Genomic DNA, 25,879 nt, shown 5'->3' with positions numbered 1-25,879 from the left:
ATGTAACAATTGTTTCTAAATTTAACCGGCACTGCTCAGGACTATTTTTTATATTTGATTTGTTCCAGTTCAATAAATTTTCGATCTCTTTCATTGCCTGCTTTTTCAAATCATTTATTGCTTCTAAATTAGGCATTGTATTCACCTCCCTCATGACACCATTAACGAACTGCTATTCCCATAACATTGTATTAATCAGTTTTATAGAGGCTTAATACTCTTAATCTTTATAACATCAAGTAAAAATTGTAGTATTTTATCTTCCTGTTCTGGGCTTGGAGCAAATTCACCAATTTTTGTTACTTGGCCTGTTTTTAAATCAATTATTCTTGTAACCTCATTCATAAATTCTCACTCTTTTCTATGAAAGTCTCTTATTCCTATCCTTTTATTTTTTCATCTACACATATTCTAAAAGACTAACACTCCTAGCAAGTGTTAGACTCTTCTTAATCGTTGTATTCTTTACGACAAAGTCTTATCCCGCCCTTTCACTAGAAGAATTTTTCTTTCTAAGTTGGTTTTCAGTTATTAGTACTTCTGCTAGTTCTCCATGTTTAAAACCATATACGCTTTCAACTTTATAAAGAATAATTGAATTAGGAAGAATCCTTTTTTCGTTTTCGAGTAGAGATAAATACATGGGTGTTATACCTATTTTCTTTGAGGCAGCAACGAGAGAAAGGCCTCTCTTCTTATTTTTACCGTTATAGTAATTAATCCTTGCACAGAGTATTTTCTCAGAAAACTTTATGAAATCTTCAGGTTTTTTTTTGAAGTATAGCTCTTTATAGTTAGTCATCCTATCACCCCCGTCTTCAACTTATGTTTACATTATATTTAAATCATGGTTTAAATTTCAACCTTACCGAAAGGCAATTAAGTCATTTTTTTCAATTTATTGCTATTTATCTTGACATATGGCACTTTTTTGCATACAATGATTTTAAACTACGGTTTAACTTTAAATGGGAGGTGAAATTTTGAGTCAGAAGATGCAAAGAGCAAAGGACATTATTCTATTCCTAAGAAATAAACATGAACTTACCCAGCTAGAGTTAGCAAAAAAGGCAAGGGTTTCAAACGTAACGATTTCTGACATTGAGGCTGGGAAAGTTATACCGCGTCCAGAAACTTTGGAAAAGATAGCAAATGTCTTTGGCATGGATATGGTTGAACTTTTACAGTGTAATGTAGAAAGGATAGACAGAAGGGAAGTTAGAGAACTATCACCGGATGATAAGGAAATTCTTGACTGGGCGGCAAATCCAGAGAATATAGAATATATAAAATTTGCCTATAACATTGCAAATAAGGGAGTTCCTAAATCAATGTTACACAGCTTAAAGATCGAGATTATTTAGGTAACTTCAAAAAAATAACGGAGGTCAGTCTATGGCACTAATTAGTTTATTACTTAGAGTTGTTCTTATTTCTATTCCAGAACAAGCATTTATTGTTTTGTTTGCATTAGGATTATTAGGGAAAGAAAGCAAACTGCTTCTTAAAACAAATCGGATTAGTCTTGTAGTAGTAATTATCTGTCAATCCGTATTAAGCAATCTGATAAGGATGCTTGGTTTTAGTAGTTCTATTATAGGACCAATATTTCTATTTTTCGAATTATCTCTTTTATTAGTAGTTATTGAGAGAAGAAATGCTAAAAAGATATTAGTTTATACTTTTATTTCGATATTGGTAATTATGATAACTGAATATGCCTGCGTAAATATAATTCTATATTCAACTTCAATAAAAATATCTGATTTTGATAGCAATGTACTATTAGCTTTTGTAGCTACTTTGCTAGAAAGGTCCTTACAATTTTTATTGTTATATCTTGTTATTTCTAGAAAAATAAAACTCACTAACGGTAAGGAAAAAAATATTTTAGAAGTCTTAATTTCTTCACCAAAAAAGCGTAGAGTAACAACCTTATCGATTATCTTAAACATTGCTTTTTTAATTGTTACGGGAAAGGTATTCATGTTTGAAAAAATACTTTCAAACTTACCTATGATAAGTGCAATAATAGTATGCACATTTTCTCTTTGTATGCCTTTTATGTCCTTGATTCTATTAGTATACTTTGCTAAACAAAACTGTATAAACAACGATGCTTATGTTAATTTGCTTGTTTGGGAAATGAAATGCCGAGCTGAATCAATTTTAGAAGAGGCAAAAAAAACAAATAATCAAGATATTAGGGATACTGTTAATAGTATTTTAATGAGTATGGAAGGCACTTAACTAAGTAACTAAATTGGTTCTTTTCCTTGTTTCTTGATGGTACTTATGAGAAAATATGAATATGATACTATACAGGAATAGGAGATGATCAGATGAAGTTCAAAATTCTTAAGGTTTTATCCACAATGTTGACGGTGCTTGCGCTAGTAGTTGCATCGTCAGCATCTTTCTGGGTATTCTATCAACCTAGAGAACCAAAACACATTAGATAAAAAGACAAAAAAAAGATGGCTAACGGAGTAGGCCACCCAAATATAACATTGCTGTATAAATAATAATACAAAAACCTTAAAATGTCAACCATAGATTACAAATATACATAGTTCGCAATTATTGTATATCATGTTATACAATTACATATTTTATATTTTTTCCCTTTTTCGACAATTTACACTTATTTTTTAAAAGTTATTCTAGCTAATTCTACTTACCACTCTAAAAGGTACTCGATATTATAGAAAGGATGATTATATTGAGAGGAGTAACGTACGATAGATACTCTTCTGATTTACAAGAAGATAGTTCAATAGAAGCTCAGTTACGAGAAAACTATAAGTATGCCAAAGAGCATAATATAGAAGTTTTACATGACTATATTGATGAAGAAAGATCAGGTAAATTTGATACTAGAGAACAATTTCAGAAAATGATAGCTGATGCAAAAAAGGGATTGTTTGATGTTATAATCGTACATAAAATAGATAGATTTGCAAGAAATAGATATGATTCAGCTATTTATAAGGCTCAGCTAAAAAGGCTAGGAATAAAAATTCTATATTCAGCACAACACATAACTGATAGCCCTGAGGGCAGATTAATGGAAGGAATACTTGAAAGCTTTGCTGAGTATTATTCTGACAACCTTGCAACAGAAGTTCTAAAAGGAATGAAAACTACTGCTTTGCGTGGGAACTTTACTGGAGGGTATCCTCCTCTTGGTTATGATATCAAGGATAAAAAATATGTAATAAACGAGTATGAGGCCAACATAGTAAGAAGAATATTTGATTTATATGCTTCAGGTGCTTCATATGGTGATATTTTTGCTGAAATGAAAGCTAAGGGTTACAAGACTAAATTTAACGCTGATTTCGGCAAAAATAGCCTCTTTAGCATACTATCAAACAAAAAATATATTGGGATTATGGAATATAATAAATCCTTGCCAAGGACACCCGGCCATCGCAATGGGCATAAGACAAAAGCAGAAAGTGAAATAGTTGTTGCTGAAGGTGTAATTCCACAAATTGTTTCAAAAGAAACTTGGCTAAAAGTTCAGAAAAGAAAATTGGACAGCAAACATAAGGCTCAAAACAAGGCTGTAGAAATGTACCTTCTCACCGGCTTGCTTGAATGTGGTAAATGTGGTTCGAGAATGGGTGGCCACAGAACATCAAATAGTCAAAAGAAAATATATAGCTATTATGTATGTAAGACATGCGGTAACAAAACCAAAAAAGAAAGAGCAGAAAATCTAACTTTTGAAGTAATGCTTAATGATATGTTCTCAGATAATTCTATTGAACGCTATGTGGCAAGGTTAAATGAATTTATTAAAAGTAAATTTGATAAGACAGAGTCTGAATTACTGCGTTTGAAATCTGTTGTATCTAAACTAGAAAAAGAAATCAATAATATCGTTAATGCAATAGCCAGCGGTATTACGTCTCATGCATTACTTGATAAGCTTCAAACACTTGAGCAAGCTAAGAAAGACACCACGTTTGAAATGCTAAATGTAAAAAATGCTCAGGAAGTAATGTTGTATAGCCCACTGGAGATAAAAGAAAACTTAGAGCAATATAAAAAGTACTTAAGAGATAAAGATGTACAGAACACAAAGCAATTCATTAAAAATTTCGTTAAAAAAACAGTATGCATAGACGACATTATCATCTTTACATACTGTTTAGATACTACTGGTGCGGGCGAAGGGACTTGAACCCCCACGCTCGTCGCACAAGATCCTAAATCTTGCGTGTCTGCCAATTTCACCACGCCCGCATATCACTTGTAAAGCTTTATTATTGTAGCACAAAAGTTTTTACTTTGCAAGTGGAATTTTATAGTTAATCACAAACTATATCAGGTTGTTGGCTGATAAAAATACAATACCGGCTACAATAAACACTGTTAATAATAAAGTAAGGTATAGTAATATCTTCTTAACATACACACGCTTTTTTTTCTTATAACTCTTTATTGCGTAAGTCCTCGGCGCTACGGAAGAATTATCATCAAATAACTGGAACATACTTTGACCCCCTCAAATTTATAACCCAGAAACATTCTATCCCCAAATAAACATAAAGTAGTTAAAATATTTTTAAAATGTTGTCGAAAATATTAAACCACCAAAAACCTCCGAAATCTACAGGTGTTTTTTTCTTCTTAATCCAATCAGCCCCAGCATATTCATCCAGCTATAAACCTCTCTTCCTAAGACAGTTAATTAACACCTGTCGTACCTGGTGATCCGGTAGACACCAGTAAAATTCGACCTGAGGGATGCGGTTTTTGGGAATAAAATTTATATGATCAACGCGTTAATTATTGATGATAATACAGTCAACTGATATAGTAATAAAAGAAGCTTGATTTGTTATGAATAATGAGAAATATCCCGCTGTCTGAAAAACGTGACGATGCTGTATAAATCCCGGAGGGTATCAATGAATTTCTTACACATAATACTGATAATTATAGTTATTACTTTAGTATACATGCGGATAGAGACAAGGTTTGTTCAAGTCAAAGAAGTAATGTTTACAAAAAACAAAAACTGTTTAAAAATAGTGCAGCTGTCAGATATACATATCAATTTCCTCGGAGTACCGGCAAGAGTAATAAGGGAAGTCATCTCAAGTGAAAAGCCGGATATTATACTTCTCACAGGGGATTATGTAAGCAAACCCTCGCATGTTGATGCTTTTCTAAATTTTCTCAAAGAAATAAACTGTGGGCACAATATGTACTTATCTCTTGGGAACCATGACTTCAAAGCTTTTCTAAAAAACAAGAAAACGGGCACTGTTGATACTGATGCCCTGGATAAATTCATAGAAAGTATTCAAAGTACCAATATTTCAGTTCTTCATAACCGTTCCATATGTTTTGAAAAAAACTCTAAGAAATATAACATAACAGGCATCTCGGATATGAAATACCGGATGCATAATATTGAAAAAGCATTCACTTCTGCATCCCCCGATTCCTTTATGAATATAACAATCTCGCACAACCCGGACATAGTATTTGACATACCTGAAGGAAAAGCGGATTATCTATTCTGCGGGCATTTCCATGGCGGACAGATATGGGCGCCATTTGGCATAGAGTTCCGACTGATGAGAAGGGAAAAACTATGTAAAATAGGCATCAGGCATGGATTGCACAAAGTGAATGGAATTAATCTTTACATAAACCGTGGAATAGGAAATGTGCTGTTTCCTTTAAGGTTTTTATCACGTCCGGAAATCACAGTATTCTATTTACCGTAAAAAAGAAAACCGGATATCAGTACAGATATCCGGTTTTACTTATATATGATTACTTTCCAAGTCTTGCTTCAAGTTTTTTCTTCTCTTCCTCATATCCCGGTTTGCCCAGAAGTGCAAACATATTCTTCTTGTACGCTTCAACTCCGGGTTGGTCAAAAGGATTTACGCCCAGCAGATAACCGCTTATTCCACATGCCTTTTCAAAGAAATAAACAAGATTACCAAAATAATAATCATTCAATTCAGGTATGTTGAGTATTAGGTTAGGCACTCCTCCGTCAGTATGCGCAAGAAGCGTTCCTTCAAAAGCTTTCTTATTTACAAGATCAATTTCTTTTCCGGCAAGGAAGTTCAAACCGTCTACATTATCTTTGTCTTCCTTGATAACAATCGTCTTTCTGGCTTTTTCAACATTCAAAACTGTCTCAAAAATATTTCTCAAACCGTCCTGAATGTATTGACCCATAGAGTGCAGGTCGGATGAAAAATCAACTCCTGCGGGGAAAATTCCCTTCTGGTCTTTCCCTTCACTTTCACCATAAAGCTGCTTCCACCATTCTGTAAAGAAGTGAAGAGCAGGTTCATAGTTAACCATTATTTCTGTTGTTTTATTTTTTCTATATAGAGCATTTCTTGCAGCCGCGTACTTATAACAGTCATTCTCCATAAGGTTAGGATTGCTATAAAGCTTATATGCGTCAGCAGCACCTTCCATTATCTTTTCTATATCTGCACCGCTTACTGCTATAGGAAGAAGCCCTACAGCCGTCAGTACTGAGAATCTTCCACCTACGTCATCAGGAATTACAAAACTTTCATAATGTTCTTCATCAGCAAGTTTTTTAAGAGCTCCCCTAGCTTTGTCGGTAGTAGCATAAATTCTTTTTTGAGCACCTTCCTTGCCGTATTTGTTTTCCATGTATTCTTTAAAAATTCTGAAAGCAATTGCAGGTTCTGTAGTTGTTCCTGATTTTGAAATTACATTTACAGAAATCTCCTTGCCTTCTATAGTCTCAAGCAAATCAGCTATGTATGTAGAACTTATATTGTTTCCTACAAAATAGATTTCAGGATTTTTTCTCTTTTCCTTGCTCAAGCTGTTGTAAAATGAGTGCGAAAGCATTTCTATAGCGGCTCTCGCTCCAAGGTATGAGCCTCCGATTCCTATTACGATAAGCACTTCAGAATCTGATTTGATTTTTTCTGCAGCAGCCTTAATACGCTTGAATTCATCCTTGTCGTAGTTTACAGGCAGGTCTACCCATCCAACGAAATCATTTCCGGCACCGGTTTTGTTATGCAGCATATCATGTGCAGCTTTTACATAACTCTCAAAATAAGCTATCTCATACTCATTCAAGAAATTTCCGGCTTTTGAGTAATCAAAACTCAACTTTTGCATTTGTTTTACCTCCCAAACATGTAACTTGTTATTCTTTCTGTTTTTTGTGCTATAGGTATTGCAGACTTTAATAATCCATACCTTTTCAAGTGAGTAGAATGCTATTTTACCAAACACACCCACTATAATATTTCTGTTTAGTAGCAAACAGGAGTTAGAAAATAATTCTAACCCCTGTTAGTATAACACTTTAACATATTTTTTAAAAGATTTATCTGATATTTTTATAACAATCAATTCAACTGCACTTAAAACACTTATAATACTGATAAAGCAGCCTGTCAAGTTCAACCTTTACAACCTTTATCTCTTCCCTGTTATATTTATCATTATTCCTTACTGAATCCAGTATCAAATTCTTTTCAAAAATCTGCCTTTTCAAATCTTTAATATTCGGGGCTATAGCAATCCCTCCTCCCCCAAAAACAGTTTTTATTGTGTTCCTTTACTATAATCGCTTGAATCTGACAACCTAAGCACCTCCATATCTTTTACTTCCGATATTTTTTGTATTTCCCAAATACTATAAAAACAAAGAACCGGAATCACTCGATTCCGGTTCCTACCATTTATGCATGATTAATAAATATAGCTAAATAAGTAAGTCCGAGGCCGAGCTTTAAACATTAAAGCACAATGTGCCAAGCAATATTCTGTTGAATCCATTTCTTTTGTAGTTATCTTTAACATTTAACTCACCTCTTTCTTTTATAGTAGAAGTTTTTGTGTAATAAAAGCGAAGCAACTAAGTATATTTGAACCACATTAGCTATTATAGTTTCGACCATGTCAAATGTCAATGTTTTACAGTCAATTGTCACAATATTGTAATATTTCCATAAACTCAGCTTTTCCAACCATACTGCCCTTTAAACTCCACAAATACAACTTCCCCAAGGGATTTCTTTATTACAGACCCATCTTCTTTTTTACTGAACTCAAATAATTCCTGCAATCCTTTTTTACCCACAGGTATAAGCATTTTCCCTTTAAGCCCCAGCTGTTCGAGGAGGATGTCCGGCACTCTTCCTGCTGCAGCAGTAGCTATAATCCTGTCATAAGGGGCAAATTCCCTCCATCCCTCACTTCCATCTCCAACCCTGTACTTAATATTTGTGTATCCAAATGCATTCAACCTTTCCTGAGCTTTTACAGATAAGCTTTCTATTCTTTCAATTGTATATACTTCTCCTGCAAACTCTGCTAGGAATGCAGTCTGATATCCCGAGCCTGTCCCGATTTCCAGCACCTTGCATTGCTTATTCAAATCCAGTTTGGATGTCATATGGTAAACCATGGTAGGCTGTGATATTGTCTGCTCGTGTCCTATAGGTAACGGTTCGTTATAGTGTGCATACTTTTTATATTCATTATCTATAAAAGCAGATCGGTCAAGATTCTTAAAAAAGTTATACAATTCACTATTCTCCATATTATCCTCCGTTTGCTTCAAGTTAACAAACCGTGTAAATTTAGCTTAGAAAGTACGTTAAGTTTACAGTTATACTATAAAATACTACAAAGCGAATTAAGTTCTAGTATTCTTTATTATTTCTATTTTAAGAATTAATTAATACGTAAATAATTCAGAATTCTGTCTAAACTACTATTGTAGTAAATACAGATTTAGTTTAACAGCAAAATGATTTTTAATACTGATGAAAATCTTGTTAATAAGGTAGGTGAATAACATGTCGAGACCAAGAACCCCATTGGTTCCTGATTCAAGAGAAGCTTTGACCAGGTTTAAGATGGAATGCGCTCAGGAAATTGGGCATTTACAATATGTAAAAGAAAATAACGATCATTATAAGGGAGATGTAAGTTCCAAGCAGAACGGCCAGGAAGGTGGCCCAATCGGTGGCCAGATGGTTAAGAGAATGATCGCTATGGCAGAAAGCCAGCTTAAATAATTAAAAACCGGTAGAAGCCATCATACTTCTACCGGTTTTAATCTGATTCGAAAAATCAACCTGTTTCATCAAACATTGTCAATACTCATATCATAGAATTTCACATACTGAGTATTGCCTTCGCCGGTTGAAAATTTGATTGCATCCTTGGGATGCTGGTTCAATTGTCCAGAAATCATATATGGTATGTCAAAGCCCCAGGTAATCTTTTGTTTTATTGGAATGATATTTTCTTCTATGCACTTTAATATAGGTCGCAAATGATACTTTGGGTTTTTAAGAAATCCAAGCAGCAATTCCATATTACAATTACCCGCGCCTCTACCCAAACCTCCAATTGTTGCGTCCAAATAGCTGGCTCCGTATATCAGAGCCTCTATTGTATTCGCATATGCCAGTTGTTGGTTGTTATGAGCATGAATACCGATTTTTTTACCTGTTGCATCAGCGTAACTCAAGTACTTTGCAATTAACTCCTGAATGCTTTCTGAGTAAAGGGAACCGAAGCTGTCTACCAAATAGATTACGTCTACCTGTGTCGAAGTCAGCATTTGCAGGGCTTCGTCCAGTTCATGTTCCTTTACCATTGAAATGGCCATCAGGTTGACAGTCGTTTCGTATCCCTTGTTGTGAGCATCCTTGATCATTTCTATAGCCTCAGGAAGCTGATGAATGTAGGTAGCAATACGGATCATATCAATAACACTTTCTTCCTTAGGAAGTATGTCCTTAGTGTAATCAGTGCGCCCAGCATCAGCCATTACGGATATTTTCAGGGATGTCTTGTTTTCTCCTACAATTCTGCGGATAGCACTTTCATCAGAAAACTTCCATGGGCCGAATTCCGACTCGTTAAAATACTTTCTGGAAGCTTTATAGCCAAATTCCATGTAGTCCACTCCAGCTTCCACATTGGTGTCATATACCGCCCTTACAAAATCATCCTCAAACCTGAAGCTGTTCATAAGGCCACCATCCCTGATTGTACAATCCAAAACCTTGATATCCGGCCTGTAAGAAAGAAGTGAACCTTTCTTACTCAAAAAACTGTTCTTTTTTTCACTATTCATTTTAAACCCTCCTACCATTCTACAAAATAATTTATATTTACCCTACAAGACCTACCATTTTACACTTTATAACATATTACTCTCTTAATTGCGCATCTATGTTGTTTTTAAGTCCGTCAATCACTTTAGCCATAGCTTTGTTTACATCTTCATCAGTTAATGTCCTGTCTTCCGCTCTGAAGGTGACAGAGTATGCTACGCTCTTCATTCCGTCGGGAATCTGCTTTCCTTTGTATACATCAAACAGCTTGATGCTTTCAAGAATCTTACCGGCACGCTGCTTTATTATTTCTTCTATCTGTTTTACCATAACCTCATCCTTAACCAGCATTGCTATATCCCTTGATACAGCCGGATATTTGGGTAACGGCTTATACTGCGCACTCTCACCTGCATTTTTAATAAGCATTTCTACTTCTATAATACCGACATAAGCCTTGGCTGCTATATCATATTTATCCAGTACATCCGGATGTATTTCTCCGAATATACCGGCAGTCTCTCCGTTTATAGCCAATACAGCTGTTCTTCCTGGATGGAATGTTGGATTCTCTGTTTCTCTGATAAACTCATAATCTGATATCTTGAGTTCTCCAAGCAATCCTTCGATTACACCCTTGATATCAAAAAAGTCTACATTACCGTACATACCCAGGGTAAGTGTTTCAATCTCATCAGGAAGGCTGCTTTCATCTATTCCCTCAATCTGGTTTTCTCTGGGCTTGCTCTTTGAATAAGTATATGACAGTTCAAAAAGCCTTGCTTCATCAATTCTTCTGTTATAATTTCTCGATAGCACTTCAAGCATGTCAGGAATCGTAGTTGTTCTCATTATGCTGTAATCTACTCCTAGAGGGTTGGAAATAACAACAGCATTTCTAAGTGGGCTGCCCTCAGGAATGTTGATTTTGTCGAATACACCGGGACTTGTAAATGAGTAGGTATATATCTCGGAAAGCCCCGAAGCAGTTATAGTATCACGTATTCTGTCTTCAATCTTCTGTTTGAAGGTTTTTACTCCCCTTGAAGTCTCTTTTCCCTGCATGAGTGTGGGCTTTATTGTATTATATCCGTAGAATCTGGCTATTTCCTCTGCCAGATCAGCCATTTCTTGAATATCCATTCTGAAGGTCGGCACTGTAACCTTATTTAAGGCTTCATCCACTTGAATATCAACACTTCTCAATATTTTTACCATATCTTCCTTCGAAACATCGGTTCCAAGAAGAGCATTAATTTTCTCACATTCAAGATTGATTACCTTTGGTTCTACTTTTTCCGGGTAGCAATCAATCACACCACTCACTACCTCGCCCGCGCCTAACTGAATAATAAGCTGAGCGGCTCTGTTAACAGCGTTTAGTGTATTATTTACATCGAGACCCTTTTCAAACCTTGATGAGGCCTCGGTCCGCATTCCAAGCTTCTTTGAAGTTATTCTCACTGATGTACCATTAAAGCTTGCAGATTCGAAAAGAATATTTGTTGTCGCATCTGTAACTTCAGAATTACCGCCACCCATAACTCCTGCAACTGCGACAGGCCTTTCACTATCTGTAATAACAAGCATACCGGCTTGAAGCTTTCTCTCACTACCATCCAGAGTTTCTATAGTTTCACCTTCCGCAGCTCTTCTGACAACAATCTTTGAACCCTTGATATTGTCAAGATCGAAGGCATGCATAGGCTGACCCATTTCCAGCATTACATAGTTTGTTATATCTACTATGTTATTGATAGGCCTGATTCCAGCAGCTCTCAACCTCTCCTTCATCCATTCCGGTGAATCGCCGATTTTTACATTTCTGATAATTCTCGCCGCATACCTGGGGCACAAGTCTGCATCCCGTATTTCAACACTTGCAATCTCATTTACATTACCACCTGCTTCCGTAACGCTTATGACAGGTTTCTTAAAGGTTGTTCCCAGAGTTGCTGCTGTTTCTCTGGCTATTCCTATTATACTAAGACAATCGGGTCTGTTTGGAGTTATTTCAAACTCTACAACATCATCATCTATTCCCAAAACTTCCCTTATATCCATCCCAAGTATACTCTTATCCGCATACTTTTCTTTTATCAGTTTTGCCGGCAGAATATAGATTCCATCCTCATCCGCGTCAGGAAAATCATATTTTGTATAGCCAAGTTCATTGACTGAACACATCATTCCATTTGACTCGATTCCCCTCAGCTTGCCTTTTTTAATTTTTTTCCCGCCCGGAAGTTCAGCACCATCAAGGGCAACAGGTATAAAATCTCCCACACTGATATTCTGTGCACCTGTAACCACCTGAATGATTCCGCTCCCGATATCAACCTTGGATACCTGGAGTTTGTCTGCATCAGGGTGCTTTTCAAGAGATATTATTTTTCCGGCAACTACATTTATAACCTCTTCCCCCTGCTTTTCAACTCCCTCAACCTTGGATCCCGACATAGTCATAGCATCCGCATAATCCTTGGGGGTTACATTTATATCAACGTAATCTCTCAACCATCTCAAAGGTATTTTCATAATAAAACTCCTTTCAATCTTATTCAGCAACCTAGCGTCGCATTAGAATTGTTTAAGAAAACGCACATCATTTTCAACCAGAAGCCTCATATCATCAATATTAAATCTTGACATGGCTACTCTCTCTACGCCTAATCCAAAAGCAAATCCACTATACTCATCAGGATCTATTCCACACTCTCTTAAAACCTTTGGATTCACCATACCAGCTCCCAGTATTTCTACCCAGCCTTCGCCCTTACATATCCTGCAGCCTTTTCCACCACAGCCCCAGCAGGATACATCCACTTCTGCGCTTGGTTCGGTAAAAGGAAAGTGATGAGGTCTTAAACGTATTTTTGTCTTTTCTCCAAAAAGAGCCTTTGCAAAAACCTGCAGAGTACCTACCAGGTCTCCCATAGTTACACCTTTATCTATAACCAGTGCCTCAATCTGGTGGAATACAGGCGAATGTGTAGCATCTACATCATCAGAACGGTAAACTCTACCGGGACATATTACTCTTATCGGAGGTTTCTGTGTTTTCATCACTCTTGCCTGTACCGGTGATGTATGGGGTCTCAGTACTACATTTTCATCAATATAAAATGTATCCTGTACATCTCTTGCAGGATGGTTTTTAGGAATATTCATAGCTTCAAAGCTAAAATAATCAAGCTCCACTTCCGGTCCTTCTGCAATCTGGTATCCCATACCAAGGAAGACTTCCTTGATTTCATCTATTACCTGGGTCAATGGATGTTTTCTTCCGAAGTCTTTTTTCTTACCAGGCATGGTAATATCTATTACCTCCTGCTTAAATTTCAACTCTTTTTCCTTTGATTCCAAATCACACTCTTTTTCATCTATCTTACCTTCAATATATGCTCTCACTTCATTAGCCAACTGCCCTATAACAGGCCTTTCTTCTGCCGACAGAGCACCCATACCCCTTAGTACGGCTGTGAGCTCACCTTTTTTTCCAAGATACTTTACCCTGATATTCTCAAGTTCCTGCATTGCCGATACTGTTGAAAGTTCTTTTTCTGCCTGGATTTTGATATTATTCAATTGATCTTTCATTTTGTGATTCCTCCTATCTATGAAAATTTTGTTTAAATAATTGGTTATTTATTCAAAAACACAAAAAAACTTTCATCCCAAAAGGGACGAAAGTTATCATTCCGCGGTACCACCCAAATTTTCACTGCATAATACAGTAAACTCTTGCTAGAATAACGTACTCAAAAACACGTCGAGTTATTATTCTCTTACTTTAACGGGTTTGCTCCGTCATCGCCTACTCTATATGGAAGTCTGTAACATAACCTCAATATGTTCAGGATGCAGCTCCAGAGGGAACTTCAACGTTTCATTTTACAAGAATACTTTCAGCCGGAAAAACATTATTATATAGCTTTTCAGGTATCCTCTCTCTGAATAAAAAATCCACGCCTACTTTTCTCTTTCATAGCATTTAAGTAAATTAATTTGTATTATTATACCACAAAACTTTATATCATACAACACTTATGAAATTTTTTCTGAATGTTGATATTTATCCTTTTTTCCGCTAATCTTACCATTTTCACTTAAAACACGGTGTATAAATGCAACACAGCCACAAAGGAAAATTCCTGAAAGCCCAAATACAACCTGCATATTTCCTATTGAAAAACCGGATATCATGAGTTCATGCCCCTCCAGGCTTCCTACCACAAATGAGCCGAAAAAGGCGGTTAGAAACCCCACAATACCACCTAGTGCTGCGTTGAAACCCAAGTAGACAGTCCTTCCTTCTTCTGGCGAATAAGCAAACTGTATGTTAAAAAGTGATATATTTATGCCTGCCCAAGCTGCTCCCCCCAGAATAAACCCAACCGGAACAAGAATATATGCCGTTATCGGATTTACAAAAAACCACATGCAATGGCAGACAGCTAAAATACCTATAGACATTTTTGTAGTAAAGGTCCAGGATCTTTTATCAGCAAGTTTTCCCCAGTACCTCACAAGTATCACACTGGTGATTGCCTGAAGCATACTCATGATCATAATATAAGTATATTTCAGCTTCAAGCCCGTAACCAGATACACCCCAAAAAACGGTCCGCCAACCTGCAGGCCTACATTCCACAATACAAACAACATAACTATTTTTCTGAACTTTGTATCCTTCAAAGGTACTGTAAGTACGCTCTTTATATTAAGCGGAACTCTATTTACAGAAACAGCAGGTTCTTTTATTGATGAAATAATTGTAAAGTTAGTCACTGCCAGGATGATAACAAACACAAATACCAGTATGAACCCGGTGTACGTATCTCCATTGTTTTTATATATATCAAGTATCTTGCCCATAAAAAGTGAAATAACTGTAGTCAAAGCCAGCACATATGAATCTTTTCGCCCGAAATACCTGCCCCTCATACTTTCAGGTGTAAGGTTTATAAGCCAGTTAGATGCAGCAGGCGAAATGAATGAAACCATGAGGTACGCTGCAAGATACATCCCAAAAAGGAGACTCAGCCTCATAAGCTTACTTTCTACAAGTAAAGGTATAAAGACCATTGTACCAAGCAGCAACCTGAAAATTATACAGAATAAAGATATTAGAAACTTTCTCCTTGCCAGTTTTTCAAAAATCATAGGTGAAATCACTTGAATTACACCTGACAAGGCAGGGACTGCGGCAATAATACCATTAAACTGATCATTTGCTCCCAGGTACTCTGCATAACCTGCCAAAAACGCGCCGCTTGTGAGCGTAAAAATACCCGTAGCAGTCACATTTTCAAAAATAAACAGAGTTCTGCTCCTATGATAGTCAGCTTTTGTAAGCGGAGAATGGCTAAAATAAATGCTGCTGAATAATCCTTTTATACTCATTTGAAAGACCCCGCAAATATATGTTAATCAACTTATATTCTATACCATAAGCAGCAACATTTTAAGCCATAAAACTATACTAAATAAGTCTATTTTTTTGTACATAATTCTTACTTTAATTTATAAAGAAATAGTTAATGGAATATACAAAAATCCCAAGTAGTATTACAAAGCCCGCAGCGTATTTCATTGTCTTTGAAAGTATCTTCGCTTCACTTCCGGAAAGATTTGTTGCTGTCGTTGCTATTGCTATGCTCTGTGGTGAAATCATCTTTCCGGCTGTAGCTCCGCTTGCGTTTGCGGCAGCAATCCATGAAGGATTTGCATCTATCTGCAATGCGGTCTGCTTTTGCAATTCTCCGAAAAGTACATTTGCTGACGTATCACTGCCTGTAATAAATGTTCCCAGTGCCCCTATCAATGGAGATATTAACGGGAAAAAGCCTCCTGTAATATTTGACAGTGCTGCAGCAACAGACGATATCATTCCGCTGTATCCCATGATCTTAGCAAGAGAAACTATGGACAGCACTGTAGCTATGGTCTTCGCTATCTGTTTTAAAGTAGCCCACGCTACAATAAACATTGTTTTTACCGGCACCCCCTGAAAAGCTGCTCCTATCAGAGCCGAAACAACAATTACAGTCCCGGGGTTTGTGATAAGCTTAAATGACATTGGTTTTCCGCCCGGTCCAAAGTAAAACTGCTGTTTTAGCTCAAAGGGAAAATGATTCAGGAAATCCAGGAAAGGAATCATTCTTGTTACAAGTATGAGAACAAGTATCAGTATATATGGGCTCCAGGCTTTTAGTCCTTCAACAAAATCAATATTCAGAGTTGTCTTTATTTTGTTACAATTCTCCCCCGGAAAATACCAAGGAATTTTTACAGGCAGAAGTTTAATCCATACAATTAAAAGGCCCAGGGCACAAAGCGAACCAATAACAGCTGACAGCTCGGGTCCTATAAACCAAGCAGTCAACGTTTGACCCATACCAAACGCTAGACCACTGGCCAAAGATATTCCCCCTACACCTTTCAAACCTTTCAGATTGCCTGTTGTAAGCACAACAAGAAATGCAGGCAGTATCAGTACAAACGGCAGAAGCTGCAGTGCAGTATAAATCGTCAACGAATTTACCGGAAGCTTTGTCACTTCTGCAAGAGTAGTTATCGGTATTCCGACAGCCCCAAAAGCAACAGGTATTGTATTTGCAACCAGACAAATTATTGCTGCAAATAATGGTTCAAATCCCAATGCTGCCAATATTCCTGCCGGAATTGCAACTGCAGTGCCAAATCCTGCTGCAGCTTCAAGAAACCCTCCAAAGCCAAACGCGAGAATTAATGCTTGAATTCTTCTATCGGGAGAGATTCCTGACAACATTGTCTTAATTTTTCCCATCGCCCCACTTCGTACAGAAAGGTTATATGTAAATACCGCAGAAAAAACCACCCATAGTATGGGCCAAAAACCCAGTATTATGCCTTCCAACAATGACTGTGCCGTGTATACCAAAGGCATTTTCCATATGAACACTGCCGGAAGTATACTAATTGCTACTGCTATAAGGCTGACTTTATATGCGGGAAGCTTGAATTTCAGCATACCCAGAAATATCCACAGCAATGGAACAATTGCTATAACTGCTGCTGGATAAATATTTACCGGTAACTGTTGCCACATATTATCCACCTCCAATGTAATCAGTTATGCCGACCTGCCAGATTAACCTATTGCGGTAGTATGATAAGCTCTTTAAATAGTACATATCATAAGACTCAGTAAAAAAATCAGCTTACACGACAAGTTTTCTATAGCTAAACAGTTGCAAAACCGATTGCTGCAAAAATGTATTGCTATTACAGAATATAGTTACCCAGAAAATCGGCCAGAAAATCATAAATATAAAAACTTGATAAAATTTTATCAAATCCCATCAAGTCCAAAAACACTCCACGGAAAAGCATCCGGAGGTGTACATTTAAACACAACTTCAGTTCGAAGAACCGGATGATTTAAGACTATCGAGTACGACCATAAGGCAATCTGCTGCCCTGCTTTGTTCTTATCCGCACCGTATTTCTGGTCACCATATAAGGGGTGTCCGATATGTGAAAACTGTACACGGATCTGATGAGGGCGTCCTGTATGCAGATTAATTCTGGCCAGACTCAAGTCATCTGTGTTGTCCAGAATTTGATAGTCAAGAACAGCCTCTTTTGCTTCCTTATGTGATTTATCAACCACCCTTACAGTATTTGTTTTACCATCCTTAATAAGATAATCCACAAGCTGATTGCTTACATTTTCAGGTACACCATGTATTGCAGCCAGATAGGTCTTTTTGAATTTCCTTGTCCGTATCTGTTCTGATAACCTTGAAGCTGCTTTTGAGGTTTTTGCAAAAACCATAACGCCACCTACAGGCCTGTCCAAGCGGTGAACCAAACCTAGAAAAACCTCTCCGGGTTTGCTATACCTGACCTTGACATCCTGTTTCAGAAGTGTCAGCAAATCAGCATCCCCTGTCTCATCAGCCTGTGATAGTATATTTACCGGTTTTTCAACCACAAGCAAATGATTATCTTCATAAATAATTTTTATGTTCATGCCACGCACCTCTCTCCCGCTTATGCTTCCCATCTGCCTGAAGCACCGCATGGCAGCACTAACTGCGATAAAGTGGATGGCAAACCTATTTCATCACTGGTAACTCTTCCCCCAAATTTTCTGCTCATAGACAGGGAAAGAATATTGTTCAGTACTGTTGGTGCAAGTCCTGTTGTATATGAATTTATGAGAAAGAATACAGGTCTGGGACATAGTATGTCTATGCAAAGAGTAACAAGCTTATAAAGCTCATCTTCTATCTTCCACAGTTCCCCTCCCGGACCTCTTCCATACGAAGGCGGATCCATTATAACTGCTTCGTAGCAGTTTCCCCTGCGTTTTTCACGTTCAACAAACTTAATAACGTCATCAGTAATAAACCTTACAGGTTTATCAGCCAGCCCTGACAACTGTATATTCTCCTTGGCTCTTGCCACCATTCCTTTTGAAGCATCCACATGACATACTTCAGCACCGGCATATGCAGCAGCAACTGTTGCACCACCCGTATATGCAAACAGATTGAGAACCTTTACTTTATCTTTTGAAGAACGGATTTTGTCAATAATCCATCTCCAGTTTACCGCTTGTTCAGGGAATAAGCCAGTGTGTTTGAAGCCGGTAGGCTCAACATGGAACTTTAACTCTCCATATGAAACTATCCATCTTTCAGGCATCTTTGTTTTATATTCCCAAGTGCCTCCACCACTCTTACTTCTATGATAATGTGCACTGACCTTATCCCACTTGCCTGACTTGTCCAATATGGGCCATATGGCTTGCGGGTCCGGGCGCCTTAATATGTATTTACCCCAGCGTTCTAGCTTTTCTCCCCCGCCGGTATCTATCAACTCATAATCTTTCCAATCATCAGCAAGAAGCATCTTTAGCACAACCCCTTATAGTTTTATCTGGACTATTTTACCACAGTAAAATCAAAAATAAAAGCTATTATACTAAGCTTGCCCAGTATAACAGCTTTTTATAGATTTATCAGTCTCTGTAGCCTTCAGGGTTGTTTTTATGCCAATTCCATGCAGTTTCAATAATCGTTCTTAAATCATTATATTTGGGCTGCCAGTTAAGTTCCTTTCGTATCCTTTCCGAGGATGCCACTAATACAGCAGGATCGCCGGCCCGCCTTTCGGAAATCACAGCTTTTATATCTTTACCTGTCACCTCTCGTGCCAGTTCAACAACTTCCTTTACCGAGAAGCCTTTTCCATTACCAAGGTTATAAATTCTGCTATCTCCCCCGGATTCCAGCTTCTTTAATGCCAAAATGTGAGCTTGGGCAAGATCGGTAACGTGTATATAGTCCCTGATACATGTACCATCCGGTGTATTGTAGTCATCACCGAATATGCTTACTTCTTCTCTTTTTCCCAAAGCAACTTGAAGAACAATCGGGATCAAATGACTTTCCGGGTTGTGATCTTCTCCTATAATGCCGCTCATATGAGCACCTGCAGCATTAAAGTATCTTAGAGAAGTATATTTTATACCATATGCATTATCTGCCCATTTTAAAGCTTTTTCAACTGTAAGTTTGGTCTCTCCGTAGGGATTTGTCGGAACTGTCCTGTCTGTTTCAAGTATCGGAGTATTTTCCGGCTCGCCATAGGTAGCAGCCGTCGACGAAAAGACTATCTTATTAACACCGTGTTCTTTCATTTTATTCAGTAGTTTCAAAGTAGAAACAACATTGTTATTGTAGTACTTGAGCGGTTCTCCTACACTTTCCCCGACAAGCGAATCTGCTGCGAAATGTACTACTGCCTTAATATCATTTTCGCCAAACATCTTATCCATGAATTCATCATCCCGGAGGTCTCCCTGATAGAATTTACCGCCAACCACTGCCTCTCTATGCCCTTTTTGCAAGTTATCCAGTACAACTACCTCTTCACCTGAACTCAATAATTCAGCAACTGTATGGCTCCCTATATACCCGGCACCACCCGTTACCAAAACTGCCATATTTACACCTCCTTTATTTCTCTTCCTCCATCACCTGTTTCTGTTACATAGAATTCCGCATTGTGTCCTATTTTCTGTAAATAAGCTTCTCCAACCTGTTCTATAAACTCTTCTATATTCTCTTCTCTGACAATACTTACAGTGCATCCCCCAAAACCGGCTCCTGTCATCCTTGACCCAATCACTCCATCAATTTTCAGAGCTTCTTCAACCAGTGTATCAAGTTCTTCACCCGTAACTTCAAAAAGATCCCTCAAAGAATTGTGTGACTCAACCAAATACCTTCCAAACAACTCTATGTCTTCCCGTTCCAAAGCTTCAATAGATCTTAAAACCCTGTCGTCCTCATATATGACATGCTCTACCCTTTTTCTGACTATCTCATCCTCAATAATGTGTTTATATTTTTCAAACTGCTCTACCGATATATCCCCCAGACATGTTACTCCGGGTAATGCAGTTTTTAAAACTCCAAGTCCTTTTTCACACTCAATTCTCCGCTCATTATATTTTACAGATGCCAGACTTCTCTTCTTTTTAGTATTTGAACAAATAATCTTATACCCTTTGATATCAAGTGGTACATGTTTATAATTCATATCCCTGCAATCAAGAAAAATGGCATGCCCAGCCTTTCCCATAGCAGATGCGAACTGATCCATTATACCACATTTTACACCAATATAGTTATGTTCGGCAATCTGACTGATTTTTGCCATATCAATCATATCTATAGCTTTATCTATACCATGTATTTCGTTTCCCAGAGTAACAAGGGTTATGGCAGTAACAATTTCTATGGCCGCTGAGGAAGATAGGCCGCTCCCTAAAGGAACAGCATCATAAAAAAGCATGTCACATCCGGTAAGCTTGTACCCGGCTTTCTGCAATTCATCCGCCACACCAAGCTGGTAATTTCCCCACTTTATCTCCCTATAATTATCAAGTTCATCAAGTGATGCAGAAACCATCACGCCCAGATCGTCTGCTATAAGGTTAATGTGTCTGTCTTCACGCGATCTTGCAACTACTGTAGAGTTTAATGTAAGAGCAGCTGGGAAAACGAGGCCGCCATTATAATCCGTATGTTCTCCTATAAGGTTGACACGTCCCGGAGCTGAGAATACTCTCAGATTTTCCCCGTTATCTCCGAAAATCCCAATGAATTTCTCTATCAGATTCTTTATTTTCATTATTTTACCTCCAGTTTACAAAAATTAATTCGCCTTAAATCCCAAATGATCCATAAACCTGATAAATGAATCTGTGCCATTCTTATTCCGTTTAAACACTCCTGCATTCTCAAGAATACAGGCAAATATCTTCCCTATTTCAATGCGCAGTATTTTAGTGGCTTCTGTTTTTTCATTATTTGTACCATATTCAGAAACCATTTTCTTAATCCATGGAAAATGTTTTGCAAGTCCTTCATCATTTTTTACTTCTTTTTCATCAAACTCCCTATTACCCGTAAGGATGGATTCTATTTCTTTCATCTCTTCATCCAGCCTTCCCGGCAGTACAGCCAGTCCCATAACCTCTATAAGTCCGATATTTTCTTTTTTTATATGATGGAATTCTTTATGTGGATGGAATATTCCATCCGGATATTCCTCTGAGATACGATTATTTCTTAGTACCAGATCTAATTCAAATTCCTGGTCCTGATTTTCCCTTGCAATAGGTGTTATTGTATTATGAGGAACGCTTCTCCCATTTTCTTCGCTGAATGCCAGTACATCTGCCGTATTATCGCTATACTTTCTCCATTGTTCCAATATGTATCCAGCCACTTCCGCCAGATCATATTTACTTTTACCTGCTATCCTGATAACAGACATAGGCCACTTTACAATCCCAATCTTAACACCCGGATAATTCTTATATGTAAAAGCTCTCTCTACCAGGGCCTTTTCCATCGGGAATCTGTGGTGTCCCCCCTGGAAATGCTCATGACTCAGTATTGATCCGCCAACAATAGGCAACTCGGCATTTGATCCGAGAAAATAGTGAGGTACTTGCTCTACGAAATCAAGCAGTCCAACAAATGTTTTTTTATCTATTTTCATAGGGCGATGTGTTTCAGAAAAAATAATACAGTGCTCATTATAGTAAACATAAGGTGAATATTGAAAAAACCATTGTTCATTGCTTAGCTCAATCGGAATCACTCTGTGGTTTTGCCTTGCAGGATGGTTTACTCTACCGGCATACCCTACATTCTCAACACATAGCAGACACTTAGGGTAATCGCTCTTTTTCATATTTTTTTCCGCTGCTATAGCTTTTGGGTCTTTTTCAGGTTTTGATAGGTTTACAGTAATTTCAATATCTCCATATTCTGTTGGCGAAACCCAATACAGATTCTTTTCAATCCTGTCCGTCCTTATATAGTTTGATGCTTTGGACAATGAATAATACTCATCTGTAGCTGCCCTTACGGATTTTTCCCTTACTGTATCATAAAAATTCCTGATTAACTGGGACTGTCCCGGCATCATCAGACCCATTATTTTTGTATCCAGCAGATCTCTATAAGTTATTGAATTCTCTTTTAAAAGACCTGTCTGGAAAGCATAATCAAGCAGGTTGTTCAGAATTCCTGCAGGGCAATTATCTACCTTCTCATCTACATTTCCTTCAAACGGCTCAAAAATCTGAAGAAGGTCCAGTATTGCATTCCGTACAGGAACAATATCCCATTTGCCCAACAAGCCCCAGTGTTGTCCAAATTTGAGGAGTCTTTCTATTTCATAAGCAGGTTCTATCTTATGCATGATTTGCCTCCTATTGATATCATATATGATATGATTATTTTGATCAGTCCATTCTGCAATCCGCTTTTGGTCGAATAAACAAAGAAGAGGAATTCATCCGTAATTGATATGTTCCTTATAGTTTCATTTTAAGTCATAGCATTTTAAAGTAAATAGCAATATGTTATGTAAATATGTTATAATGTTGTAAAGCTTTAGTTTACCTGAGTAAAATCCACATAATACAAGCATCTATTCTAAGCTTTATTGCCAAATAATTTCAATTTGCTGTATATACGAAAACATTTATGGAAACAGGTGAAATGTTTTGTTAGAAAAGATATATATTAACAAGCCTGTTCATACAGATTTGAACATGTACAGGTGTGGCATAGAAGACTGTACCCCCGGACACTATTGGGGACCGGCGGTAAGGGATCACTTTTTAGTACACTATATCATAAAGGGAAAAGGTGTATTTCAAACAGGAAACAACTCCTATGAATTAAAAGCCGGCCAGGGATTTCTTATTTGCCCTAATACAGCAACTTATTACCAGGCTGATAATAAAGATCCATGGAGATACTCCTGGGTGGGCTTCCACGGAGTAAAAGCTGAGACATACCTAAAGCGTGCAGGTCTAACTGCAAATACCCCTGTATTTACATATGACAATGACGACTTCTTAAAAGATTGTCTTTCACAAATGATTGCTTCAAATAACTTGGGGAAAGGAAGAGAAATACGTATGCTCGGCCTTTTATATGTTTTCCTGTCCCAATTAATTGAAACTTTAGGTAGTATCCATACTTATGACAACAATGAAAATAAAAAGGAGATCTATATAAAGAAAGCAGTAGAATATATTGCAATGAACTATTCACGTGAGATCAGCATATGTGAATTGGCGTCTTATATAGGTCTGGACAGGAGCTACCTCTATTCTGTTTTTAAAGAGTATCTTAAGGTATCTCCGCAGGAATTTTTAATAAACTTCAGGATTGATAAAGCTTGTGATCTCATGCACAACCGTATTTTATCGATAGGCGACATCTCCCGTTCTGTGGGATATGAAGATCAACTGTTGTTTTCAAAGGCGTTTAAAAAAATAAAGCACGTTTCTCCGAGGGACTATAGAAAATCACTTTGTATTTGAGAAAAGATTAACACTTGACAGCATTTTATCTAGCATTTAAAATATTATCTATAATATAAATTAACCTTATATACAACATCAATTGATTTATCAAGTTTTTACGGGCAATTAACTCAGCTGGTAGAGTGTCATCTTGACGTGGTGAAAGTCGGGGGTTCGAGCCCCTCATTGCCCACCATTATCCAGAGAGTTTTATTAATAAAACTCTCTGCTTACTTTTTCAAGCACTTCCTAAATGTTATTTTAGCAATTTCATTGTAAACAATACAATCCACAGGAGAAAACTCTATGAATGTACAATATATCAATCCATTTATCGAAGCGAGTAAAAATGTACTTAAGGAAGTAGCAGCAATTGATTTAACATTAGGAAAAGTTTATGTAAAAAATGCTCCGTATTCAAGCAGTAATGTTGTTATTATAGTAGGTATAACCGGGAAAATAAAGGGTCAGGCAGTTTTCTCCATGAGCAAGGACGTAGCACGCAGTATAGCATCCGCAATGATGATGGGCATGCCCGTAACTGAGCTGGATGAAATGGCAAAAAGCGCATTGTCAGAATTAGGAAATATGATAATGGGAAATACCGCCACAGTTTTCTATGGTAAAGGCCTAAATATAGACATTACCCCTCCGACAATACTTACAGGCGATAACATGCAGTTTTCACCAAATAAGCTGACTACAGTATCAATTCCTCTCATGCTAAATGTTGGAGGCTCTTTGGAAATTGACATATCTTTTATAGAAAACGATTGATTACCCACTGATTCCTTATGATTTCTGATAAGAATAAAGTACCGCGACACTGCTAAACTCCTTTTTAGAAGGAGTTTTTTATTTCACACTTTTTTTGGATATAGCTCATCCCTATCCGCTGGCAATTTTTTTTAAAAATAGACTTGCACCCTTAATATATAACATCAACTACCTTCATATAAATAATGTATAACAAATTGTTCAAATTCTACTATAGTAAGTTTATGGGGGTATGATTTTGCTGCATAAGAGATTTATAGTTATTCTGTGCGCCGCACTTTTCTTCCTTATAGCATTTTACCTGTGGGATAATATCTTAATACTTGACGACTCGCATCCAAGCTATCTTGAAACTACACAGATTGAAGGTTCACCTCTCAAGGATCCGTCAGAATCTCAAAAAGATGCAAAAGAAGATAAAACACCGGTTAGAAAAGGGTATCATATACACATCAATCTTGACCAATTGATGCTGTATGTATATAAAAATGACCAGCTCCTTAAAACCTATCCTGTTTCAGGCGGTAAACCAACTACCCCTTCTCCTTTAGGAACGTGGAGAATAGTAAATAAAGATAAATGGGGGGAAGGCTTTGGAGGTTCCTGGATGGGTTTCAACGTACCCTGGGGTAAATATGGAATACATGGAACTGTCTATCCCTGGTTCATAGGAAAATCAAATTCTTCAAAAGGTTGTATACGGATGAAAAATAAAGATGTTGCAGAATTATATAAAATGGTTCCTCATGGTACTACAGTGACAATTTCACACACAAATAGAGTATTCAGAGTACTTAAGAGTGGTGATATCGGATCAGATGTGCTGGAAGTGCAAAAAAATCTTAAGGAACTTGGGTATTTCCATGGTTATCCTAATGGAGTTTTCGGCAGCAGCCTTTCAAACAGCATAAGGAAATTTCAAAAGGATAATAAAATCAGGGTTAACGGAAAAGTTACAAATCAAACTTACAGTCTAATATTGGAAAAACAGAAGCAGCGTAGTGAACAGAAGAAAAAAGAACAGGAAAAACTTCAACAAAAAATACAAGCACCCCCGGAGCTACCTCCACAAGAAAACAAAACAGGAGAATGA

Annotated in this window: 25 protein-coding genes, 2 tRNA genes and 1 other annotated feature; of the genes, 10 read left to right on the top strand and 17 right to left on the bottom strand. The window is 37.2% G+C overall.

The features are described 5' to 3' along the window. Positions 1 to 201: 201 nt before the first annotated feature. Both N3I35_19700 and N3I35_19695 read right to left on the bottom strand, forming a co-directional pair. Positions 202 to 345, bottom strand: coding sequence for a hypothetical protein (locus N3I35_19700; protein MCX8132305.1), 144 nt, complete (start codon positions 343 to 345; stop codon positions 202 to 204). A 133-nt stretch (positions 346 to 478) separates the two neighbouring features. Then, positions 479 to 802: a helix-turn-helix domain-containing protein gene (locus tag N3I35_19695; GenBank protein MCX8132304.1), complete on the bottom strand. Its 324-nt coding sequence runs from the start codon at positions 800 to 802 to the stop codon at positions 479 to 481. A gap of 181 nt (positions 803 to 983) precedes the next feature. Between N3I35_19695 and N3I35_19690 the strand changes: the two genes are divergently transcribed. From N3I35_19690 to N3I35_19675, 4 genes are all read left to right on the top strand, one after another. Then, positions 984 to 1,364, top strand: coding sequence for a helix-turn-helix domain-containing protein (locus N3I35_19690; GenBank protein ID MCX8132303.1), 381 nt, complete (start codon positions 984 to 986; stop codon positions 1,362 to 1,364). Between the two features lie 31 nt (positions 1,365 to 1,395). Continuing rightward, positions 1,396 to 2,250, top strand: coding sequence for a hypothetical protein (locus N3I35_19685; protein MCX8132302.1), 855 nt, complete (start codon positions 1,396 to 1,398; stop codon positions 2,248 to 2,250). Positions 2,251 to 2,342: 92 nt separating this feature from the next. Then, entirely contained in the window at positions 2,343 to 2,462 is a 120-nt protein-coding gene (locus N3I35_19680; GenBank protein ID MCX8132301.1) for a cyclic lactone autoinducer peptide, read from the top strand. 260 nt (positions 2,463 to 2,722) lie between these two features. Further along, the gene (locus tag N3I35_19675; GenBank protein MCX8132300.1) at positions 2,723 to 4,192 is read left to right on the top strand and encodes a recombinase family protein; all 1,470 of its coding nucleotides are present in this window, start codon (positions 2,723 to 2,725) and stop codon (positions 4,190 to 4,192) included. On the opposite strand, the gene N3I35_19670 is transcribed toward N3I35_19675, so the two are convergent. Next, positions 4,171 to 4,254 (bottom strand) — tRNA-Leu (locus N3I35_19670). The two genes, N3I35_19675 and N3I35_19670, sit on opposite strands and share 22 nt — an antisense overlap. Positions 4,255 to 4,330: 76 nt before the next feature. Continuing rightward, positions 4,331 to 4,504: a hypothetical protein gene (locus tag N3I35_19665; protein MCX8132299.1), complete on the bottom strand. Its 174-nt coding sequence runs from the start codon at positions 4,502 to 4,504 to the stop codon at positions 4,331 to 4,333. Between the two features lie 418 nt (positions 4,505 to 4,922). Here N3I35_19665 and N3I35_19660 point away from each other — a divergent pair, with 418 nt between their 5' ends. Further along, entirely contained in the window at positions 4,923 to 5,750 is an 828-nt protein-coding gene (locus N3I35_19660) for a metallophosphoesterase (protein ID MCX8132298.1), read from the top strand. Positions 5,751 to 5,799: 49 nt separating this feature from the next. On the opposite strand, the gene N3I35_19655 is transcribed toward N3I35_19660, so the two are convergent. From N3I35_19655 to N3I35_19645, 3 genes are all read right to left on the bottom strand, one after another. Continuing rightward, positions 5,800 to 7,152 carry a glucose-6-phosphate isomerase gene (locus tag N3I35_19655; GenBank protein ID MCX8132297.1) on the bottom strand — a complete coding sequence of 451 codons (1,353 nt, stop codon included), beginning with the start codon at positions 7,150 to 7,152 and terminating at the stop codon, positions 5,800 to 5,802. Between the two features lie 238 nt (positions 7,153 to 7,390). Further along, complete coding sequence (locus N3I35_19650) at positions 7,391 to 7,534, bottom strand: hypothetical protein (protein ID MCX8132296.1); 144 nt, start codon at positions 7,532 to 7,534, stop codon at positions 7,391 to 7,393. Between the two features lie 462 nt (positions 7,535 to 7,996). Then, on the bottom strand, positions 7,997 to 8,584 hold the full coding sequence (locus N3I35_19645) for a protein-L-isoaspartate(D-aspartate) O-methyltransferase (protein ID MCX8132295.1): 588 nt from the start codon (positions 8,582 to 8,584) through the stop codon (positions 7,997 to 7,999). 259 nt (positions 8,585 to 8,843) lie between these two features. Here N3I35_19645 and N3I35_19640 point away from each other — a divergent pair, with 259 nt between their 5' ends. Beyond that, positions 8,844 to 9,065, top strand: a complete 222-nt coding sequence (locus tag N3I35_19640) for an alpha/beta-type small acid-soluble spore protein (GenBank protein ID MCX8132294.1) — start codon at positions 8,844 to 8,846, stop codon at positions 9,063 to 9,065. 68 nt (positions 9,066 to 9,133) lie between these two features. Here the strand turns inward: N3I35_19640 and N3I35_19635 are convergent, their stop codons facing one another. From N3I35_19635 to N3I35_19590, 10 genes are all read right to left on the bottom strand, one after another. After that, positions 9,134 to 10,135, bottom strand: coding sequence for an aldolase catalytic domain-containing protein (locus N3I35_19635; protein ID MCX8132293.1), 1,002 nt, complete (start codon positions 10,133 to 10,135; stop codon positions 9,134 to 9,136). A gap of 76 nt (positions 10,136 to 10,211) precedes the next feature. Then, positions 10,212 to 12,653, bottom strand: a complete 2,442-nt coding sequence (gene pheT, locus N3I35_19630) for a phenylalanine--tRNA ligase subunit beta (GenBank protein ID MCX8132292.1) — start codon at positions 12,651 to 12,653, stop codon at positions 10,212 to 10,214. A gap of 42 nt (positions 12,654 to 12,695) precedes the next feature. Then, positions 12,696 to 13,715, bottom strand: coding sequence for a phenylalanine--tRNA ligase subunit alpha (gene pheS, locus N3I35_19625; GenBank protein MCX8132291.1), 1,020 nt, complete (start codon positions 13,713 to 13,715; stop codon positions 12,696 to 12,698). A 79-nt stretch (positions 13,716 to 13,794) separates the two neighbouring features. Then, positions 13,795 to 14,113 (bottom strand) — a binding site (T-box leader). Between the two features lie 49 nt (positions 14,114 to 14,162). Next, positions 14,163 to 15,521 carry an MFS transporter gene (locus tag N3I35_19620; GenBank protein MCX8132290.1) on the bottom strand — a complete coding sequence of 453 codons (1,359 nt, stop codon included), beginning with the start codon at positions 15,519 to 15,521 and terminating at the stop codon, positions 14,163 to 14,165. A gap of 115 nt (positions 15,522 to 15,636) precedes the next feature. Beyond that, positions 15,637 to 17,208 (bottom strand): L-lactate permease, encoded by a 1,572-nt coding sequence (locus N3I35_19615; protein ID MCX8132289.1) that lies wholly within the window; start codon positions 17,206 to 17,208, stop codon positions 15,637 to 15,639. A gap of 243 nt (positions 17,209 to 17,451) precedes the next feature. Beyond that, on the bottom strand, positions 17,452 to 18,135 hold the full coding sequence (locus N3I35_19610) for an RNA pseudouridine synthase (GenBank protein ID MCX8132288.1): 684 nt from the start codon (positions 18,133 to 18,135) through the stop codon (positions 17,452 to 17,454). Positions 18,136 to 18,155: 20 nt separating this feature from the next. Then, entirely contained in the window at positions 18,156 to 19,019 is an 864-nt protein-coding gene (locus N3I35_19605) for a class I SAM-dependent methyltransferase (GenBank protein ID MCX8132287.1), read from the bottom strand. Positions 19,020 to 19,128: 109 nt separating this feature from the next. Beyond that, complete coding sequence (galE, locus tag N3I35_19600) at positions 19,129 to 20,115, bottom strand: UDP-glucose 4-epimerase GalE (GenBank protein MCX8132286.1); 987 nt, start codon at positions 20,113 to 20,115, stop codon at positions 19,129 to 19,131. 2 nt (positions 20,116 to 20,117) lie between these two features. Continuing rightward, positions 20,118 to 21,308, bottom strand: coding sequence for a galactokinase (locus N3I35_19595; GenBank protein ID MCX8132285.1), 1,191 nt, complete (start codon positions 21,306 to 21,308; stop codon positions 20,118 to 20,120). 24 nt (positions 21,309 to 21,332) lie between these two features. Then, a complete protein-coding gene (locus N3I35_19590) occupies positions 21,333 to 22,892 on the bottom strand; it encodes a UDP-glucose--hexose-1-phosphate uridylyltransferase (GenBank protein ID MCX8132284.1) in 1,560 nt (519 codons plus the stop codon). A gap of 307 nt (positions 22,893 to 23,199) precedes the next feature. On the opposite strand from N3I35_19590, the gene N3I35_19585 reads away from it, so the two are divergent. The 4 genes from N3I35_19585 to N3I35_19570 all read left to right on the top strand — a co-directional run bounded on the left by N3I35_19585 (position 23,200) and on the right by N3I35_19570 (position 25,879). After that, entirely contained in the window at positions 23,200 to 24,027 is an 828-nt protein-coding gene (locus N3I35_19585; GenBank protein ID MCX8132283.1) for an AraC family transcriptional regulator, read from the top strand. A gap of 102 nt (positions 24,028 to 24,129) precedes the next feature. Then, positions 24,130 to 24,205 (top strand) — tRNA-Val (locus tag N3I35_19580). A gap of 110 nt (positions 24,206 to 24,315) precedes the next feature. Next, positions 24,316 to 24,786, top strand: coding sequence for a chemotaxis protein CheX (locus N3I35_19575; protein MCX8132282.1), 471 nt, complete (start codon positions 24,316 to 24,318; stop codon positions 24,784 to 24,786). A gap of 238 nt (positions 24,787 to 25,024) precedes the next feature. Further along, positions 25,025 to 25,879, top strand: coding sequence for a L,D-transpeptidase family protein (locus tag N3I35_19570; GenBank protein MCX8132281.1), 855 nt, complete (start codon positions 25,025 to 25,027; stop codon positions 25,877 to 25,879).

The organism is Clostridia bacterium (assembly GCA_026414765.1).
Classification (GTDB): domain Bacteria; phylum Bacillota; class Clostridia; order Acetivibrionales; family DSM-27016; genus SKW86.
The sequence above is the reverse complement of the archived record's forward strand: the minus strand, read 5'-3'. Positions and strand labels throughout refer to the sequence as shown.

Excerpts from the sequence above, each read along its gene's own strand:
- N3I35_19615 (MCX8132289.1), bottom strand. The coding sequence starts at position 17,208 with ATGTGGCAACAGTTACCGGTAAATATTTATCCAGCAGCAGTTATAGCA.
- N3I35_19590 (MCX8132284.1), bottom strand. The coding sequence starts at position 22,892 with ATGCATAAGATAGAACCTGCTTATGAAATAGAAAGACTCCTCAAATTT.
- N3I35_19640 (MCX8132294.1), top strand. The coding sequence starts at position 8,844 with ATGTCGAGACCAAGAACCCCATTGGTTCCTGATTCAAGAGAAGCTTTG.
- N3I35_19635 (MCX8132293.1), bottom strand. The coding sequence starts at position 10,135 with ATGAATAGTGAAAAAAAGAACAGTTTTTTGAGTAAGAAAGGTTCACTT.
- N3I35_19660 (MCX8132298.1), top strand. The coding sequence starts at position 4,923 with ATGAATTTCTTACACATAATACTGATAATTATAGTTATTACTTTAGTA.
- N3I35_19645 (MCX8132295.1), bottom strand. The coding sequence starts at position 8,584 with ATGGAGAATAGTGAATTGTATAACTTTTTTAAGAATCTTGACCGATCT.
- N3I35_19680 (MCX8132301.1), top strand. The coding sequence starts at position 2,343 with ATGAAGTTCAAAATTCTTAAGGTTTTATCCACAATGTTGACGGTGCTT.
- N3I35_19605 (MCX8132287.1), bottom strand. The coding sequence starts at position 19,019 with ATGCTTCTTGCTGATGATTGGAAAGATTATGAGTTGATAGATACCGGC.
- N3I35_19665 (MCX8132299.1), bottom strand. The coding sequence starts at position 4,504 with ATGTTCCAGTTATTTGATGATAATTCTTCCGTAGCGCCGAGGACTTAC.
- N3I35_19700 (MCX8132305.1), bottom strand. The coding sequence starts at position 345 with ATGAATGAGGTTACAAGAATAATTGATTTAAAAACAGGCCAAGTAACA.
- N3I35_19595 (MCX8132285.1), bottom strand. The coding sequence starts at position 21,308 with ATGAAAATAAAGAATCTGATAGAGAAATTCATTGGGATTTTCGGAGAT.
- pheS (MCX8132291.1), bottom strand. The coding sequence starts at position 13,715 with ATGAAAGATCAATTGAATAATATCAAAATCCAGGCAGAAAAAGAACTT.
- N3I35_19695 (MCX8132304.1), bottom strand. The coding sequence starts at position 802 with ATGACTAACTATAAAGAGCTATACTTCAAAAAAAAACCTGAAGATTTC.
- N3I35_19610 (MCX8132288.1), bottom strand. The coding sequence starts at position 18,135 with ATGAACATAAAAATTATTTATGAAGATAATCATTTGCTTGTGGTTGAA.
- N3I35_19655 (MCX8132297.1), bottom strand. The coding sequence starts at position 7,152 with ATGCAAAAGTTGAGTTTTGATTACTCAAAAGCCGGAAATTTCTTGAAT.
- pheT (MCX8132292.1), bottom strand. The coding sequence starts at position 12,653 with ATGAAAATACCTTTGAGATGGTTGAGAGATTACGTTGATATAAATGTA.
- N3I35_19620 (MCX8132290.1), bottom strand. The coding sequence starts at position 15,521 with ATGAGTATAAAAGGATTATTCAGCAGCATTTATTTTAGCCATTCTCCG.
- N3I35_19685 (MCX8132302.1), top strand. The coding sequence starts at position 1,396 with ATGGCACTAATTAGTTTATTACTTAGAGTTGTTCTTATTTCTATTCCA.
- N3I35_19575 (MCX8132282.1), top strand. The coding sequence starts at position 24,316 with ATGAATGTACAATATATCAATCCATTTATCGAAGCGAGTAAAAATGTA.
- galE (MCX8132286.1), bottom strand. The coding sequence starts at position 20,115 with ATGGCAGTTTTGGTAACGGGTGGTGCCGGGTATATAGGGAGCCATACA.